Source organism: Sphingomonas arabinosi, from assembly GCF_036663715.1.
Taxonomy (GTDB): Bacteria; Pseudomonadota; Alphaproteobacteria; order Sphingomonadales; family Sphingomonadaceae; genus Sphingomonas.
Window position 1 is genome coordinate 529,060 of the sequence record NZ_JAXOJN010000002.1, and the last position, 17,664, is coordinate 546,723.

Below are 17,664 nucleotides of genomic sequence, written 5' to 3' on the forward strand. Positions count from 1 at the left end.
AGCCCAGGATACCAAGCGATACCACCCGCAACCCTGGGCTCCCGCTTTCGCAAGAGAACAAGCGTCAGACCACGTTGCGCCCGGTGAACAGCTTCACCAGAACGACGATGACCGCGATCACCAGCAGGATGTGGATCAGCCCACCCGCGACATGGAAGGCAAAGCCCGCCAGCCAGAGGATGAGCAGGATGACGGCGATGGTATACAGCATGAGTGTGTCCCCTGAGACGTAAAAAACTCCCGGTCGCTCGATGAAACGTGCCTGGAACACGCCCTGTTCCGTCAACATTTCTGCCCTAGCCTAACCCCTTCAACCGCCGCGGAATTAAAATCGCGGCGTTGCGCGCGCGAGCCGCTTCTGCTTCGTTGCGCGCCATGATCCTCCGCCTTCTCGCCGTCGCCGCGCTGTTGCCCGCCCCCGCCATCGCGCAATCACTCACCCCCACCGAAACCGCGCAGATCGACACGCTGGTGACCGGCGCGCTAGGCGATAGCGGCGTGCCGTCCGCCTCGATCGCGGTGGTGCGCGGCGGCCGGATCGTGTTCGCCAAGGCATACGGCAAACCCTCCGAGGCGATCGCCGTCGCGGACCCCAAACTCCCCTACCAGATCGCATCGATCTCCAAGCAGTTCACCGCCGCCGCGGTCCTGCTGCTCGAAGACGAGGGCAAGCTCAGCCTCGACGACACCGTCGCCAAATACATTCCCGGCATCACCGGTGGCGACCGCATCACGATCCGCCAACTGCTAAGCCACACCTCCGGCCTCCAGGATTACTGGCCGCAGGATTACAGTTTCGCCGCGATGGCCAAGCCCGTCACGCCGCAGCAGATCGTCGATCGCTGGGCCAAGAAGCCGCTCGATTTCCAGCCCGGCACGCAGTGGCAATATTCCAACACGGGCTATGTCGTCGCCGGCATGATCGTCGAGAAGGTCGCCAAACAACCGCTGCTCAGCTTACTCCAGCAACGCATCTTCCAGCCACTAAACATCCGCGCGCTCGACCAGGACAAGGCGATCGGCAAGGCCTACCCGCAAGGCTATGGCCGCTTCGCCCTAGGCCCCGTCCGCCCCGAGACGCCCAGCGCGGACGGCTGGCTCTATGCCGCCGGCGAACTCTCGATGAGCGCGGAAGACCTCGCCAAATGGGACGTCGCGCGCCTCAACCGCACCACGCTCCCCGCCGACGACTGGGCCGCACAGGAGACGCCGGTCAAGCTCACCGACGGTAGCAGCAACGGGTACGGCCTCGGCGTCTTCACCGGCAGCGCCAACGGCCGCCGCTACATCGAGCACAGTGGCGAAGCAGTCGGCTTCCTGTCCGAAAATACCGTATACCCCGACGACAAGGCCGCCATCGTAGTCCTCACCAACAGTTGGTTCAGCGACGCCACGGGCCGCATCTCCGCCGGCGTCGCCAAGATCGTCCTGCCGCCCGCCGCCGCCAGCGCCGAAGACACCGCCGCGCTCGCCCACGCCCGCGCCGTCTACGACCAGCTCCGCACCGGCACGCTCGACCGAAAAGGGCTGACCGAAGATGCGAACTATTACTTCAAGCCGGTCGCGCTCGCCGACTACAAGACCAGCCTTGGCGCACTCGGCGAACCCACCGCGTTCGCACAAACCGGCAAGACCCGCTTGCGCGGCGGCTTCGTCAACCGCACCTACCGCATCACCTATCCCGACCGCGCGCTCTCGCTCAGCACCTATGCCGAGCCGGGCGCGACCGGCCGATACGAACAACTTTTGGTGGCGCCCGCTTCATGACCGATTTCGCTTCGATGCTCCAACCCGACCGCGGCCAGCCCGCGCGCACGATCCACGTCGTCCACCCCGATGTGTATGAAAGCTGGCTCGCCAAGCAGTCGCAGCGCATCCGCACGACCGTCGCCGCACACCGGCTGACCGGCAAACCCGGCGACCGCGCGGTCTTGCCCGGCGACACCGCCGACGACTGGTCGATGCTGCTGGTCTGCAACGAGGCACTTACCTCGCCGTGGCGGATCGCCTCGCTCGGCGCCTCGCTCCCCGCAGGATCGTATCGTCTCGCCGAAGGCCCGGTGGGCGCAGCCGGGCTCGGCTGGATGCTCGCCCAGCACCAGTTCACCCGCTACGTGAAGCCCGACGCGACCGGTCCGCGCATACTCCTGACCGCCGACGCCGCGCATATCGACGAGACGGTTCGCCTGGCCGAAGCCACCGCGCTCGTCCGCAATCTCGTCAACACCGGCGCGTCCGACATGGGCCCCGCCGACCTCGAAGCCGCCGCCGAGACGCTCGCCAAGCGCCACGGCGCGACGGTCACGACCACCCGAGGCGATGCGCTCGCGACCGGCTACCCGATGATCCACGCGGTCGGCCAGGCGGCGAGCAAGGACCGCGCGCCACGCCTGATCGAACTCGAATGGGGCGACCCGTCGCACCCCCGCATCGCGTTGGTCGGCAAGGGCGTCACGTTCGACACCGGCGGCCTCGACATCAAGCCCTCCGCGGGCATGCGGCTGATGAAGAAGGACATGGGCGGCGCCGCGCACGCGCTGGCACTCGCGAGCCTCGTGATGGCCGCCAAGCTGCCGGTCCGCCTCCACCTCCTGATCCCTGCTGTGGAAAACTCCATCGCCGGCAACGCCTTCCGCCCCGGCGACGTGCTCGCCACGCGCAAGGGCCTGACGGTCGAGAACACCAACACCGACGCCGAAGGTCGCCTCGTCCTCGGCGATGCGCTGACCAAGGCTGGCGAGAGCAACCCGGAGCTGATCTTCGACTTCGCGACGCTCACCGGCGCGGCCCGCGTCGCGCTCGGTCCAGACCTGCCGCCGCTGTTCACCGACGACGAACCGCTAGCCGCCGACCTGATCGCGGCCGGCATTGCGGAGGGCGACCAGATGTGGCGCCTGCCGCTCTGGAACGCCTATGACGAGATGCTGAAGTCGGACGTGGCGGACATGGTGAATGCTCCCGAAGGCGGTTTTGCCGGCGCGGTCACCGCCGCGCTGTTCCTGCGCCGGTTCGTGCCGAAGGGCACGGCCTGGGCGCATCTCGACGTGTTCGCGTGGCGACCGTCGGCGAAACCGGGGCGGCCTAAAGGCGGCGAGGCTTACGCCCTGCGCGCGGCCTTCGCGATGCTGGCGAAGCGGTACGGGCGCTAGTCGAAGACGTCACCCTTAGGCTCGTCATCCCCGCGCAGGCGGGGATCCATATCCTCAGCGGCCGGCGATCACATTGATACGTTAGCCAATATGGGTTCCCGCCTCCGCGGGAATGACGGCGGGGTTGAGTACGCGGCCTTAACTCGCCGCAAACTGCCCAAACGGCAGCAACTTATCCGCCAGCGCCTTCGTCGCATTCGCATCGCCAGCGCGAAGCGGCACCAGCACCGCCAACGCCGCTTTGCGCACATACCCGTCGATCGCACTCGGCGTCGGCGCCCTGCTCGCCGTCTCCAGCAGCGCACGCCCCCGCGCATCGTTCGGATCCAGCTCCAGCCGCAGCAACCCCGCCAACCCGGCGAACATCGCGCGATTACCACCCAGCGCCACCGAGCGGTCCAGCGCCTCGAACCCGGTCGCCTTCTGCGCACCCGCCACCGCACGCCCGACGAACCGCCCGAGCTTTGCGATCACCCCGACATGCCACGCCCCCAGCGCCGCCTGCGCCTCGGCATTGCGCGGATACCGCGTCACCAGCGCCTCGTACTGCTTCCGAGCGGCGATCGCCTGCCCGCGATTGCCGAGCAGTTTCGCGCGATAGCCGTTCGCCATCGCCTGCATGATCGCCGCCTCCTGGTCGTTCGGCGAGCGGCTCAGCGCCTGCCCCGCGACCGCCGCCGCCTTGTCGATCCGCGCCAGCGCAACGCCGCGGTCGCGATCGACGAAGCCGGCCTGGGTCAGCAATTCCCGCGGCGTCTCGGCCCGAGCGGGCATCGCAGACGCCACCGCACAGACCGCGATCGTGGCGCCTACGCATCCGGGAAACCATCTGGCCATAAAAACCCTCGCACGAAAGCCGCGTCACGCCGACCAACGATCAAGTCGCCGAATCGCCCACCAATCCTAAGATCCCACCAACCCTAAGATCCCACCAACCCTAAGATCCCACCAACCCTAAGATCATAGGGTTTATCGGGACTTAACGCTGTACGACGCAAGCATTCCAGGAACCCGCAGGTCCGTCAAAGAGAAGCCGCCGCCTCGATGATCGGCACGAACTTCTCCGCGGTCAGGCTGGCACCGCCCACCAGAGCACCATCGACGTTCGGAGTCGCCAGGATCGACGCCGCGTTCGCGCCCGTCACCGAGCCGCCATACAGGATCCGTACCCCCGCCGCGGCATCGCCGATCAGCATCCGCAGCTTGGCGCGCGCGATGGCGTGGATCGCCGCGATCTCGTCGAGCGTCGGCGTGCGACCCGTTCCGATCGCCCAGCGCGGCTCGTACGCCAGCGTAAACCAGCTTCCGTCCGCATTGTCCGGCACCGACTTCTCGATCTGCGCCTGCACGACGCGCTCGGCGCGGTCGGCGTCGCGTTCCGCCTCGGTCTCGCCGCAACAGAGGATCACGTTCAGCCCCTGTCGCCGCGCCGCCGCCGCCTTTGCCCACGCATCGTGGCTCGTCTCATGCTGGTCTGCACGCCGCTCGGAATGGCCGACGATCGTGAACGACGCACCGACCTCCTTCACCATGCCTGCCGACACGCACCCGGTATGCGCGCCCGAGTCCGCCTCGTGCACGTCCTCCGCACCGATCGCGAGGTTCGGCACGCGCTCCGACGCCGCCGCGATCAGCGTGAACGGCACCGCGACCGACACGTCGACCCCGGGTGCGGCGTTCGCCGCAGCAGCGATCGTATCGAGTTCGACGAGCATCGCCCGCGACCCGTTCATCTTCCAGTTTCCCGCTACCAGCTTGCGCCGCATCACTATCTCCCCGAGCATTTTGCCAAGCGATAGCGCCGCCCCCGTGCCGCACAACCCCCGCGCGCGCCAGTCGACGGCCGCCCGAGCCCGCACGACCTTGAAGCGCCCGACTTGAAGAGCCGCCCTCGCCCCCGTAAAGCAACCGCGTTCCCATCCCTGTCGATCGGCTGTCCATGCTCGCTTTCTTTCGCCGCCTTACCCATTCGAAGGTCGGCGTGGTCATCACCTTCATCGTGCTCGGCGTGATCGCGCTCGCATTCGCGGCCGGCGACATCACGGGCTTGAGCTCGATGACCGGCGGCGCAGGGATCACCGGCGGCGACGTGGCGAAGGTCGGCAAGGCCGAGGTCACCGAGAACGAACTGAAGACGCAGGCGCAGACCCAGCTCGAAGGCTTCCGTCAGGAACAGCCGACGCTCGACATGGCGACCTTCGTCAACCAGGGCGGGCTCGACGGCACGCTGGACCGGATCATGTCCAGCATGGCGCTCGAACAGTTCGGCCGTGCGCAGGGCATGGTCGTCAGCAAGCGCGCGGTCGACGGCCAGATCGCCAGCATCCCCGCGCTGCAGGGCCCGACCGGCAAGTTCGACGAGAATCTGTACCGCCAGGTGCTCGCCCAGCGGAAGCTGACCGACGCGCAGATCCGCAGCGACATTGTCCGCGACACGTATGCGCAGCAGCTGACGATCCCGAGCACCGGTGCGACGCAGGTCGCCAGCCAGCTCGCGCTCCCTTACGCCTCGCTGCTGCTCGAAAAGCGCACCGGCACGATCGGCTTCATCCCCGCCGCGGCCGTCCCCGCCGGCCCCGCGCCGAGCGACGCCGACCTCGCCACCTTCTACAAGCGCAACATCGCACGCTACACCGTGCCCGAGCGCCGCATCGTCCGCTACGCGGTCATCTCGCCGGAGCAGGTCAAGGCGCAGGCCGTCCCGACCGACGCCGAGATCGCCCAGACCTATCAGCAGGATCGCGTACGCTATGCCGCGACCGAAAAGCGCACGATCACGCAGGTCGTCGTCGCCGATCAGGCCGGCGCCAACGCGATCGCAGCCAAGGTGAAGGCCGGCACCAGCCTCGCCGACGCCGCGCGCGCCGCGGGTCTCGAAGCGTCGACCCAGACCGGGGTCGAGAAGGCCGCCTATGCCGGCACGACGTCCGCTCAGGTCGCCGACGCAGCTTTCGCCGCCGCCAGCGGTGCGGTGATCGGCCCGGTCCGTACGCCGCTCGGCTGGACCGTCGCGAAGATCGACAGAATCGAGAACGTCCCCGGCCGCACCCTCGATCAGGTGCGTGGCGAGATCGCCGCTGCGCTCGGCATCCAGAAGTCGGCCGCGGCACTGTCCGCGATCCACGACAAGATCGACGATTCGCTGTCGGGTAACGCCACCTTCGACGAGGTGGTCGCCGACCAGAAGCTGGCGCCCGTCACCACACCCGCGCTGATTGCCAGCGGCATCAATCCCGACGACGACGCCAGCAAGCCCGATCCCGCGATGGCGCCGCTCGTCGCCGCCGCGTTCCAGGCGGCCGAGGGCGATGGCCCGCAGCTCGTCCAGCTCGGCACCGATGGCGGGTTCGCCGTCGTCGCGCTCGGCCGGGTCGTTCCCGCCACCCCGCGTCCGCTGGCGCAGGTGCGCGCCGCCGTGCTGCGCGACGTGAGTGCCGACCGCGCGCGTCAGGCTGCGCGGAAAGTCGCCGCAGACGTGCTCGCACGGATCAACAAGGGCATGCCGATCGCGCAGTCGCTGGCGCAGACCAAGCTGCCGATCCCCGCGCCGCGTCCGGTGACCGCGTCGCGTGCGCAGATTGCCGCCGATCCGCGTGGTGCACCGCCTGCGCTCGCGCTGATGTTCAGCATGGCGCCGAACACCGCCAAGACGCTCGCCGCGCCCGACGACAGCGGCTGGTTCGTCATCAAGCTCGACAGCATCGCCAGCGGCAACGCGGCGGGCAACGACGCCGCGATCAAGGCCGCGCGCGCCAATATCGGCCGCTCGGTCGGTCGGGAATATGTCGAGCAGTTCGCCAAGGCGGTCCGCGCAGAGGTCGGCGTGAAGACCAACGCGGCATCGCTCGCGCGCGTCCGCGCCGACCTGCTCGGCCAAGGCGGCACCGGGAACTGATCGTATGACGAGCGCGCGGGAAGCCTTGGCCGAGGGGCGCCCGGCGCTCGTCTGGCGTCGTCAGGTCGCCGACACCGAAACGCCGGTCGCGGCCGCGCTGAAGCTTATCGAGCCGGGGCGTGGCGACTTCCTGCTCGAATCGGTCGAGGGCGGAGAAACCCGCGGTCGCCACAGCCTGATCGGCCTCGCCCCCGACCTGCTGTTCCGCGCGCACGGCCACAGCGCCGAGATCAACCGCCATTGGGCGACCGATCGCGATACGTTCGAGCCGTGCCCGGTGCCGACCCTGGACGCGTTGCGGATGCTGGTAGCCGAGTGCCGTGCGGACGTGCCTGCCGAGCTGCCGCGCGCGCTCGCCTGCCTCGTCGGCTATTTCGGCTATGAGACGATCGGGCTGGTCGAGGACCTGCCGCAGCCGCCGGTCGATCCGCTCGGCCTGCCGGACATGATCTTCGTGCGACCGACCGTCGTGCTCGTGTTCGATCGCCTGACCGATGCGCTGTACCTCGTCGCGCCGGCGTGGCCGGATCCTGCGCGTGATGCCGACGCGATCGTGACCGAAGCCGAAGAGCGTCTTGACGCGGTCGCGGCCAAGCTCGCCAGCACGCCTGTCCCCGCACCGATCCGCGCCGACGTCGCCGAGCCTGTCTACACGCCCGCACTACCCGAAGGCCGCTACGGCGAGATGGTCGCCACCGCGAAGGACTATATCCTCGCCGGCGACATCTTCCAGGTGGTGCTCGCCCAGCGCTTCAGCACGCCGTTCGCGCTACCCCCGTTCGAGCTCTACCGCTCGCTACGGCGCGTCAACCCATCGCCGTTCCTCTATCATCTCGACCTCCCCGGCTTCGCGCTGATCGGCTCGAGCCCCGAGATTCTCGTCCGCGTCCGCGACGACGAAGTGACGATCCGCCCGATCGCCGGCACCCGCCCGCGCGGCAAGACCGCCGCCGAGGACGAGGCGAACCGCGTCAGCCTGCTCGCCGACCCGAAGGAGCGCGCGGAACACCTGATGCTGCTCGACCTCGGCCGTAACGACGTCGGCCGTGCCGCGTCGCCGGGCTCGGTGAAGGTGACCGCCAGCTACGGCGTCGAGTTCTACAGCCACGTCATGCACATCGTCTCGAACGTCGTCGGAAAGCTCTCCCCCGACAAGGACGCACTCGACGCGCTGTTCGCGGGCTTCCCCGCCGGTACCGTCAGCGGCGCACCAAAGGTTCGCGCCTGCCAGATCATCGCCGAACTGGAACCCGAACGCCGCGGCGCGTACGCCGGCGGGGTGGGCTATTTCTCGCTCGACGGCTCGATGGACTCGTGCATCGTGCTGAGGACCGCGGTGGTGAAGGACGGCACGATCCACGTCCAGGCCGGCGCCGGCATCGTCGCCGACAGCATCCCCGAATACGAACAGCGCGAGTGCGAAGCCAAGGCCGGCGCTATCCTCGCCGCCGCCCGCGAGGCGGTGAGCAGGGCGAAAGCGCCAGGCTTCGGTCAGTAATTCATTAGACGGACTGTTTCCCCGCGAAGGCGGAGACCCAGACTGGACTCCCGCCTTCGCGGGAGAACAAGATTTTCTGTTCCCTTACGGCGTCGTATCAGTCTCGCTCGCCGGAGCCCGACGTTCCGCTGCATAAGCGTTGTTGCGTGCAAGGAAGCAGCCCGACTGGCCACCGGTGCCGACCGCCGAACACGTATCCGGCAACCCGCCTGCGACGCGGCCGATCTGGTCCATCGACGCCGCGCGGTTCACCCAGCTCTGGTTCTGCGCCGCGATCGGCTTGTCCTCGCGCAGCGATTTCGGAATGCGATACGGCTGATCGAGCGTCGAGCACACCACCACTTCACCCGCGGTCGACTTCGGGCATGCCTGCCCGCCCGTCAGCGTCACACTGCGGATACGCTGCGGCGGCGTGTCGACCTGCGCGTCCTGGGCATAGGCCATGCCGGGGAGTGCGATCAGTGCAGCGAGGACGACGGTACGAAACATCGGTTAAGCTCCTTTGAACGGATAACGTCCGTCCCGCGGCATTTGCTCCGCGCCGAATGATGCGCCGCCTGCAGAATGGATATAGGAACGACCCCGCCGATCCGCGACTGCCACGTGGCGAAATCGGGGCAGTCCGTCGCAACGTCATCGATCAGCGTAACATTCGCGCACCGCCGACTTGAGGGGGCAAGTTGCAGCGGCATGTTGCGCCCCGCCCCGCTTAGGCTATGGCGGCGCCATGATCCTCGTCGTCGACAATTACGACAGCTTCACCTGGAACCTCGTCCATTACCTGATGGAGCTGGGTGTCGAGGTGGAGGTCGTCCGCAACGATGCGATCTCCGCCGGGCAGGCTCTGTCGTCGGGCGCGGACGCGTTCCTCATTTCCCCCGGCCCCTGCACGCCGACCGAGGCGGGCGTCAGCCTCGACCTCGTCGCCGCCTGCGCGGATGCCGGCAAGCCGTTGCTCGGCGTCTGCCTCGGCCATCAGGCGATCGGCCAGCATTTCGGCGGCAAGGTCGAGCGCGGGGGGCTCATGCACGGCAAGACCTCGCCGGTTCTTCACGACGACACCGGGCTCTACGCCGGTTTGCCCTCCCCCTTCATCGCCACGCGCTATCACTCGCTGATCGTCAACGCGGTGCCGGAGACGCTGGTGGTGAACGCGACCGCAGAGGACGGCACGGTGATGGGCTTCCGCCACAAGACGCTGCCGATCCACGGCGTCCAGTTCCACCCCGAGAGCATCGCGACCGAACACGGCCACGAGATGCTCGCCAACTTCCTGAAGATGGCCGACATCCCCCACGTACTCCCCTCCCGCCTGCGGGAGGGGTCGGGGGAGGGCAGCGCCGCACGCACGACGTCTGCTGGAAAGAAAGCCCCTCCCCTGCCCCCTCCCGCAAGCGGAAGGGGAATATGAACCTCCCAGACCCGACCTCCCCCCTCTCGCGCGAATCCGCCCGAGAAGCGTTCGCCGACATACTCGACGCACGCGCCAGCGACGACGCGATCGCCACCTTCCTCACCGATCTCGCCACCCGCGGCGAAACCAGCATCGAGATCGCCGAAGCCGCGCGCGCACTCCGCAACCGGATGATACCGATCAACGCCCCCGCCGGCGCGATCGACGTCTGCGGCACCGGCGGCGACGGCCACCACACCTTGAACGTCTCGACCGCCGTCGCGCTAGTCGTCGCGGCGACCGGCGTCCCCGTCGCCAAGCACGGCAACCGCGCCGCCTCCAGCAAGGCCGGCGCCGCCGACACGCTCGAAGTCCTCGGCCTCGACATGGACCGCGCCGGCGCCACCGCGGAGGCGAGCCTCAACGAGATCGGCATCGCCTTCCTGTTCGCCGCCAATCATCACCCGGCGATGAAGCGCATCACCCCGATCCGCCAGCGCATCGGAAAGCGAACGATCTTCAACCTGATGGGCCCGCTCGCCAACCCGGCCGGCACCACCCGCCAGCTGATCGGCATCGCCCGCCCCGATTACGTCGCGCTCTACGCCGACGCGCTGGAGCAACTCGGCACCGAAGCCGCGCTCGTCGTCTCGGGCGAAGAGGGCCTCGACGAAATCTCGGGCGCCGGGCCCAGCATCGTCGCCTCGGTCGGCAGCGTCGCGCTTCCCCCCAGGATCACGCCCGAAGACGCCGGCCTCACCCGCCACGCCATCACCGACATCCGCGGCGGCGACGCGGCGCACAACGCCGACGCGCTCCGCCGCCTGCTCAAGGGCGAGGCGGGACCCTACCGCGACGCCGTCCTGCTCAACGCCGCCGCCGCCTTGATGGTCGCCGGCACCGTCCCCACTCTCGTCGAAGGCGCCGCGCAAGCCGCCGCCGCCCTCGACACCGGCAGCGCCGACGCGCTGCTCGCCCGCTGGATCGCCTACTGACATGACCATGCTCGACCGTATCCTCGAGACCAAGCGCGCCGAAGTCGCTGCGCGTAAAGCCACGACGTCGCTCGCCGATATCGACGCCGGCATCGCCCGCATGTCGAAACCACGCGGCTTCCGCGCCGCACTCGATGCGAAAAAGGGGGACGCCAAGACCGGCTACGCGCTGGTCGCCGAGGTCAAGAAGGCCAGCCCCTCGAAAGGCCTGATCCGAGCCGACTTCGACCCCGTCGCCCACGCCCGCGCCTATGAAGCCGGGGGCGCCGCGTGCCTGTCCGTGCTGACCGACGAAAAGTGGTTCCAGGGCTCCGACGCATACCTGACCGCCGCCCGAGACGCAGTCTCGATCCCGGTCCTGCGGAAGGATTTCATGGTCGACCCGTGGCAGTCGACCGAGGCACGCGCGATCGGCGCCGACTGCATCCTGATCATCGTCGCCGCGCTCGACGACATCCAGATGGCCGAGATCGAGGCCTCCGCGCTCGAATGCGGGATGGACGTGCTGGTCGAGGTCCATGACGCGCACGAGATGGAGCGCGCGCTGCGGCTCAAGTCGCGGCTGATCGGCGTCAACAACCGCGACCTGCGCGACTTCACCGTCGACTTCCAGCGCACCTACGACCTCGTCGGCAAAGCGCCCAAGGACTGCACCTTCGTCGCCGAGAGCGGCCTCACGACCCGCGCGGAACTCGACGCGATGGCCGAGCACGACATCCGCTGCTTCCTGATCGGCGAAGCGCTCATGCGCCAGGACGACGTCGAAGCCGCAACGCGCGCTCTCGTCGGATGACCGGCCTCACCCACATCGACGAAGCCGGCGCGGCTCGCATGGTCGACGTCGGCGGCAAGGCGGTCACCGCGCGCGAAGCCGTCGCCTCCGGCCGCATCACCATGTCCACCGAGGCCGCCGCGGCGATCGGCGCCGGCACCGCGAAAAAGGGCGACGTCCTGGCCGTCGCGCGCGTCGCCGGCATCATGGCCGCCAAGCGCACCAGCGACCTGATCCCGCTATGCCACCCGCTCCCGCTGACCAAGGTCGAGATCGACCTCGTCGTCGACGAAACCGGCGTAACCGCCACCGCCACCGCCTCGACCGAAGGCAAGACCGGCGTCGAAATGGAAGCGCTCACTGCCGCAACGGTCACGCTCCTCACGATTTACGACATGGCCAAGGCCATCGACAAAACAATGGTCCTCTCAGACATCCGCGTCCGAGCAAAGAGCGGCGGCAAATCCGGCAACTGGACCGCGTAAAAAAACCCTCTCCCTAGAGGGGAGAGGGAGAGACGCCGAAGGCGGCGAAGGGTGAGGGCAAGCCAAGCAAAGCGCGCTCGGCTAAAGCCCCTCAATCCCCATCCATAGACCAGTCGTGACTCTCCACGATGGTAGACTCCACCGGTCGCCCCGCCGCATCCAGCGAAGGGTCATACCGAAACCGCTGCTCGATCAGCCGGCACGTGAGATCATCCAGCACCCGGCTCCCGCTAGACCGCGTCACCCGGCACCGCGACACCCGCCCATTGGTCTGAACCAGATACCGCACGAACACCCGCCCCCGGATCCCCGTCTCGGCGGCCTCGCGCGGATAATCCGAGTCCCGCAACCGCCCGCTGCGCCACTCCGGTGGTGTTTCCTCACCCCCACCGCCGTCGCCATCGCCATACCCCCCGCTCCCGGTCCCATTACCGATCCCGCCACTCCCGGTCCCCGGCCCGCGAACGTTCGAAGCCCCCGAAGTCGCCTCCGCCCCCACCCCAGCCTTCTCCGCCACCACGACAGGCGGGGGCACGACGATCGGCACGATCGGCGGCGGCGCCACCACCTCGGTAGCCTTCGACTTCAGATTAGGCGGCGACGCAGCCCCCTCGGGCTTACGGCTAGGCGACGGCCGAGGCCTGACCTTCTCCTCGGGCGGCGGTGGCGGAGGCGGCGCAGCATCGAACACCTTCAACGCATCGGTAACCGCCGCCGGCATCGTCACCACCAGCCCCGACAGCAGCGCATAACCAAGCATCCCCGGCAGCAGCACCGCACCCACCGCCGCCCCGATCCTGTCTTTCGCCCGAGGCGTATAGCGTGTCATCATGCTGATCTGGTGTCTCTTTCCTCCAAACAAAGCCCCGCGCGCCATGAACGCGCGCTGGCCGAGCACCCAGAGGACCCGATCACGGACCAACCCACATCCGTCATCGCAGAAGAAGCGCGCCGCCCACCCAAATAAAATACCACCCCGGCGAAGGCCGGGGCCCAGTTGGGAAAGCCGAGGCAATAACGAGCGACGTCCGCCCAACACTTGTTCTCCCGCGAAGGCGGGGACCCAGACTGGACTCCCGCCTTCGCGGGAGAACAAGGAGGCGGTAACTAACGTATGATATCGATCGAGCCAGACTGCTCGCTCGCCGAGCCACCAACGCCCCTAGCGGGCCCGCACCCCACACCCGCTAACCCAACAACACCTGTCCTACACACCAGACCCATGGCAAAGCACGGAACATACCCACGCACCCTGCGCTTCCCCCATACGAAACCGCCCCAAGGCGCAAACCGCCAAACTGCTCCCAGCGTCTATACTTCCTATACTTCACTTTTCAGAAACGCCCGAAAACAGAGTCTTACGCATGACCCTAGTCCCCGTCGCCGAAGCCCAGACCCGCCTCTTCGCCATGGCCCCCCGCGTCGGCAGTGAGGCTGTGGCTTTACGCGAAGCCGCCGGCCGCTGGGCCGCAGAGGACATCCTCGCCCGCCGCACGCAGCCCGCCGCCGACCTCTCGGCGATGGACGGCTATGCGATCCGCTTCGAAGACCTCCCCGGCCCCTGGAAAGTCATCGGCGAAAGCGCCGCCGGCCGCCCCTTCACCGGCAAAGTCGCCCCTGGCCAGGCCACCCGCATCTTCACCGGCGCCGCGGTGCCCGACGGCGCCGACACCGTCATGGTCCAGGAAGAAGCCGAACGGGACGGCGCAACGCTGATCCTAGCCGGCGAAGGTCCGCCGACATTCGGCCGCAACACCCGCCGCAAAGGCCTCGACTTCTCGACCGGCACCCGCCTGATCGCCGCCGGCGACCGCCTCAGCCCCGCGCGCATCGCCGTCGCCGCGACCGGCGGCCACGGCAGCCTCACCGTCAACCGCCGCGTCCGCGTCGCCGTTGCCGCCACCGGCGACGAACTCGTCCCCCCCGGCTCGACGACCGACGGCGTCGCACTGCCCGAATCAAACGGCATCATGTTGGCGGCAATGCTCGCCGACATGCCCGTGGACATCGTCGACCTCGGCATCCTTCCCGACAATCTCGAAGTCCTGCGCGAGGCCTTTGCCAGCGTCCAGGCCGACCTGCTGGTCACCACAGGCGGCGCCTCGGTCGGCGACCACGACCTGGTCCGCCCCGCAATCGAGGCGGCCGGCGGCTCCATCGATTTCTGGCGGATCGCACTGCGCCCCGGCAAGCCGATGATGGCTGGCCGGATCGGCGAGATGATGGTGCTCGGTCTCCCCGGCAACCCGGTATCCGCGTTCGTCACCGCAACGCTGTTCGTGAAGCCGGTCGTCGCGCACATGGCCGGTGCGCGCGACCCGCTCCCCCAGTCGACCCACGCGCTGCTCGGCGAAGACCTCCCCGCCAACAATGCCCGCACCGACTATCTCCGCGCCGAACTGCGCGACGGCAAGGCCTATGCCTCGACGATCCAGGACAGCTCGATGCTCCTCACGCTCGCCCGCTCGACCTGCCTGATCGTCCGCGCCGGCAATGCGCCGGTGGCACGGACAGGCGAATCGGCGGAAATCCTCGTTATCGCGTGATACGGACGCTTGACGGCGTTAATTATGTTCCATAGAAGTTCCCAGTCTGTTCCGGACGGAGAACCGCCATGCTCACGCGCAAGCAGCACGAACTCGTCTGCTTCATCAACGATCGCCTCAACGAAACCGGCGTCTCGCCGTCGTTCGAGGAGATGAAGGATGCGCTCGACCTCAAGTCGAAGTCAGGCGTCCACCGTCTGATCAGCGCGCTCGAGGAGCGCAACTTCATCCGCCGCCTGCCGAACCGCGCGCGCGCGCTCGAAGTGCTGCGCATGCCGGAGCGTGCGGAGAAAAAGGCGCCGTCGAAGGCGTCGAACGTCAAGGCGGCCCCCACCGCCGCCACGCCACAACCGGCCAACGACGTCATCGAGATACCCCTCCATGGCCGCATCGCCGCCGGCGTCCCTATCGAGGCGTTCGAAGGCAGCACGATGCTAGCCGTCCCCGCCGCGCTGCTCGGCACCGGCGAACACTACGCGCTCGAAGTCTCCGGCGATTCGATGGTCGAAGCCGGCATCCTCGACGGTGACTACGCGCTGATCCGCCGCACCGAGACCGCCCGAGACGGCGAGATCGTGGTCGCGCTGATCGAAGACAGCGAAGCCACCCTGAAATACTTCCGCCGCGAAGGCGCCATGGTCCGCCTCGACCCGGCCAACCGCGCCTACGACCCCCAACGCTACGCCCCCGCGCAGGTTCGCGTCCAAGGCAAACTCTCCGGCATCCTCCGCCGCTACGACTGAACCGCTCCATCGCGGAGCCGAGCGTGCCGCGAACTGAACGAGCGCGCGGCACGCTCAAGAACAGGCGGATCGCGCCAGGAATGGCGATCGCCCGCATTCAGTATCGTTACGACCGTCCCCGTCCTCAAGGTCAGCGCGACCCCGCCCGTCCGTCGCAGAACGCGGCGATCCAGCTTCAGCCACCGAGGCACGCAACGTTTCGGCAGACCGCGTTCGCTGACCACGACGTCAGCGCTGCGACAGGCGGCGATCAGTTCGCCGATCGGCACCATATAAGCGCTGCGGGTCGCGAGGATCCGCCACATCCTTCCCCGAGCGGCGATATCGGTGACGCATAGATCATGACTACATCGAGCGTCGAGCTGATCCGCGAGCAACAGCGGCTCGCCATCCACCCCGCCATTCTCGGCGAGCATGTCCCGCGTATAGTCCCCAGCCCGATCACGCAGCATAGCCAACCCCGCCGCCGTCCGCACCGCAACATGGCGACCGTCACCCGTAACGAGAACGTCAGGCGCCGGCGTCGTCAGCGCCCAGATCGCTCCGGCCACCAGCGGCAGCAGTCCCAATCGCCGCAACCGCGTCCGCCACAATGCAATCCAAATCCCTCCAACGACCATCAGCGCAAACGCCGCCGTCGGCATCGCCGGCAAGGACCGCACCGAACCGGGGGCGCCAGCGACGATATGTGCAAGCCACAAAAGCACATCGAGCGAGCGCTGCACCAGCCACCAGATCGGCGCGCCCAAGCCGCCGGCGTCGAGCAGCAACGCGAGCGCTTCCAACGGCATCACGACGAATGTCGTCAACGGAATCGCGACGATGTTGGCGAACGCCCCGTACAGCCCGGCCTTGTGGAAATGATACACCGCGATCGGCATCAGCGCGAATTCGACCAGCAGCCCCGTCAGCAACAACGACGCGACGCCCCGCGCCAGCTTGCGCCCTCGCCCCTCGTCATGCGGCCCGAAGAACGCGCGGATCACCGGATGTTCGTGCAGCGCCATGATCGCGGTGATCGCCGCGAACGACAGTTGGAAGCTCGGCCCCGCCGCCGATTCGGGCAACACCAGCATGACGCACGCCGCCCCCGCCGCGACGAGCCGCAACGTCATCGCCTCGCGCCCCATCGCCAGCGCCGCCAGCACGAGCAGCGCCGCGACGCAGGACCGGATCGTCGGAACCTGGCTGCCAGTCAGCAACGTATAGCCGATAGCTGCCGCCGCACCCGCCAACGCGGCAATCACCGGCAGTCGCGCGTGCAAGGCCAGCCACGGACTGAGCGCCAGCAGACGCAACACGATCAGCATTGTCGCCGCCACCGCCGCAGTGATGTGCAATCCGCTCACCGACAGCAAATGCGCGAGACCCGCCCGACGCATCGCCTCCGAATCCTCCTCGCTGATCGCGCCGACGTCGCCGGTCGCAAGCGCTGCGGCGATTCCGCCCGCGCTGCCATCCAGCCGCGATACAATATGGTGCGACAGCGCGACGCGGATGCCGGCCCCCGATTCGCTCGGCCTTGTCACGACCACCGGTGCGAAGCCACGCCCGGTCGCACCGATCCCGCCGAACCATGCGACGCGCGCGAAGTCGTAGGCGCCCGGCACCGCGGGGAGCGGCGGTGGCATCAGCCGTGCTCGCAACTGGATGACCGCCCCCGTCCCCAGCAGCTTCGGCGCATCCGCTTCCGCCAGATTGACGCGGACGCGGTACGGCAAGGCGACCGGCTGCCCGCCGGTCTCCACCCCCTTCCCCACCGGCAATACCGTCAGCCGCACCAGCTTCCGCGCCACCAGTGGCTCGATCGCCTCGACCTTCGCCGAGAAAATTGCGATCGTCGGACCGCCCAGAACCGGCCGCGCCACCCATTCCGACCGCGCCCAGATCAACCCGAGCCCCAGCGCCGCCGTCAGCAACCCGATCGCCAGCGCGCGCGCCGCACGCCCGCCCTGCCCCACGGCCAGACATGCCAACCCGCCTGCGACCAACAGCAGCACCGCGACGCACCACGCCGCCGGGTCCGGCAACGCGAACCACAAAGCGATCCCGCCGCCCAGCATCACCGGCAGCCACAACACCAGCTGGTCGCGCTCTGCCTCCAGCCAGCGCTCCACGGCCAGCCCGACGATAGCCCCCCATCGCGGCACGCCCATTTGTCGCCGCCAAGGACGCATGCTAGGGGCGG

16 protein-coding genes are annotated in these 17,664 nt (G+C 68.2%); 10 read left to right on the forward strand and 6 right to left on the reverse strand.

From position 1 onward, the window contains the following. Positions 1-64: 64 nt before the first annotated feature. Positions 65-211: a lmo0937 family membrane protein gene (locus U1708_RS05275; RefSeq protein ID WP_107954842.1), complete on the reverse strand. Its 147-nt coding sequence runs from the start codon at positions 209-211 to the stop codon at positions 65-67. A gap of 164 nt (positions 212-375) precedes the next feature. Here U1708_RS05275 and U1708_RS05280 point away from each other — a divergent pair, with 164 nt between their 5' ends. Both U1708_RS05280 and U1708_RS05285 read left to right on the forward strand, forming a co-directional pair. Further along, a complete protein-coding gene (locus U1708_RS05280; protein ID WP_332743430.1) occupies positions 376-1,767 on the forward strand; it encodes a serine hydrolase domain-containing protein in 1,392 nt (463 codons plus the stop codon). Next, positions 1,764-3,149, forward strand: a complete 1,386-nt coding sequence (locus tag U1708_RS05285) for a leucyl aminopeptidase family protein (RefSeq protein ID WP_332743432.1) — start codon at positions 1,764-1,766, stop codon at positions 3,147-3,149. The genes U1708_RS05280 and U1708_RS05285 overlap by 4 nt, the downstream gene beginning before the upstream one ends. 138 nt (positions 3,150-3,287) lie before the next feature. On the opposite strand, the gene U1708_RS05290 is transcribed toward U1708_RS05285, so the two are convergent. Then, positions 3,288-3,986: a hypothetical protein gene (locus U1708_RS05290; protein WP_332743433.1), complete on the reverse strand. Its 699-nt coding sequence runs from the start codon at positions 3,984-3,986 to the stop codon at positions 3,288-3,290. A 185-nt stretch (positions 3,987-4,171) separates the two neighbouring features. Continuing rightward, on the reverse strand, positions 4,172-4,915 hold the full coding sequence (tpiA, locus tag U1708_RS05295) for a triose-phosphate isomerase (RefSeq protein ID WP_443029951.1): 744 nt from the start codon (positions 4,913-4,915) through the stop codon (positions 4,172-4,174). Positions 4,916-5,088: 173 nt separating this feature from the next. Between tpiA and U1708_RS05300 the strand changes: the two genes are divergently transcribed. Continuing rightward, positions 5,089-7,044, forward strand: a complete 1,956-nt coding sequence (locus tag U1708_RS05300; RefSeq protein ID WP_332743434.1) for a SurA N-terminal domain-containing protein — start codon at positions 5,089-5,091, stop codon at positions 7,042-7,044. Between the two features lie 4 nt (positions 7,045-7,048). Further along, entirely contained in the window at positions 7,049-8,542 is a 1,494-nt protein-coding gene (gene trpE, locus U1708_RS05305; protein ID WP_332743435.1) for an anthranilate synthase component I, read from the forward strand. 84 nt (positions 8,543-8,626) lie between these two features. Here the strand turns inward: trpE and U1708_RS05310 are convergent, their stop codons facing one another. Then, entirely contained in the window at positions 8,627-9,031 is a 405-nt protein-coding gene (locus tag U1708_RS05310) for a hypothetical protein (protein ID WP_307085597.1), read from the reverse strand. Positions 9,032-9,269: 238 nt separating this feature from the next. On the opposite strand from U1708_RS05310, the gene U1708_RS05315 reads away from it, so the two are divergent. Genes U1708_RS05315 through moaC form a run of 4 tightly spaced genes read left to right on the forward strand, consistent with a single transcriptional unit; the run spans position 9,270 to position 12,187 of the window. After that, complete coding sequence (locus U1708_RS05315) at positions 9,270-9,953, forward strand: anthranilate synthase component II (RefSeq protein ID WP_332743437.1); 684 nt, start codon at positions 9,270-9,272, stop codon at positions 9,951-9,953. After that, positions 9,950-10,930, forward strand: coding sequence for an anthranilate phosphoribosyltransferase (trpD, locus tag U1708_RS05320; protein WP_332743438.1), 981 nt, complete (start codon positions 9,950-9,952; stop codon positions 10,928-10,930). Before U1708_RS05315 ends, trpD begins: the two co-directional genes overlap by 4 nt. 1 nt (position 10,931) lies before the next feature. After that, entirely contained in the window at positions 10,932-11,723 is a 792-nt protein-coding gene (gene trpC / locus U1708_RS05325) for an indole-3-glycerol phosphate synthase TrpC (RefSeq protein WP_332743439.1), read from the forward strand. After that, positions 11,720-12,187 (forward strand): cyclic pyranopterin monophosphate synthase MoaC, encoded by a 468-nt coding sequence (gene moaC, locus U1708_RS05330; protein ID WP_332743441.1) that lies wholly within the window; start codon positions 11,720-11,722, stop codon positions 12,185-12,187. Before trpC ends, moaC begins: the two co-directional genes overlap by 4 nt. Positions 12,188-12,278: 91 nt before the next feature. On the opposite strand, the gene U1708_RS05335 is transcribed toward moaC, so the two are convergent. Next, the gene (locus tag U1708_RS05335) at positions 12,279-13,019 is read right to left on the reverse strand and encodes an energy transducer TonB (protein WP_332743442.1); all 741 of its coding nucleotides are present in this window, start codon (positions 13,017-13,019) and stop codon (positions 12,279-12,281) included. 532 nt (positions 13,020-13,551) lie between these two features. On the opposite strand from U1708_RS05335, the gene U1708_RS05340 reads away from it, so the two are divergent. Further along, entirely contained in the window at positions 13,552-14,733 is a 1,182-nt protein-coding gene (locus tag U1708_RS05340; RefSeq protein WP_332743443.1) for a molybdopterin molybdotransferase MoeA, read from the forward strand. A gap of 68 nt (positions 14,734-14,801) precedes the next feature. Further along, positions 14,802-15,476, forward strand: coding sequence for a transcriptional repressor LexA (gene lexA, locus U1708_RS05345; RefSeq protein WP_248520978.1), 675 nt, complete (start codon positions 14,802-14,804; stop codon positions 15,474-15,476). On the opposite strand, the gene U1708_RS05350 is transcribed toward lexA, so the two are convergent. Further along, the gene (locus U1708_RS05350; protein ID WP_332743447.1) at positions 15,467-17,632 is read right to left on the reverse strand and encodes a ComEC/Rec2 family competence protein; all 2,166 of its coding nucleotides are present in this window, start codon (positions 17,630-17,632) and stop codon (positions 15,467-15,469) included. The two genes, lexA and U1708_RS05350, sit on opposite strands and share 10 nt — an antisense overlap. Positions 17,633-17,664 lie beyond the last annotated feature (32 nt).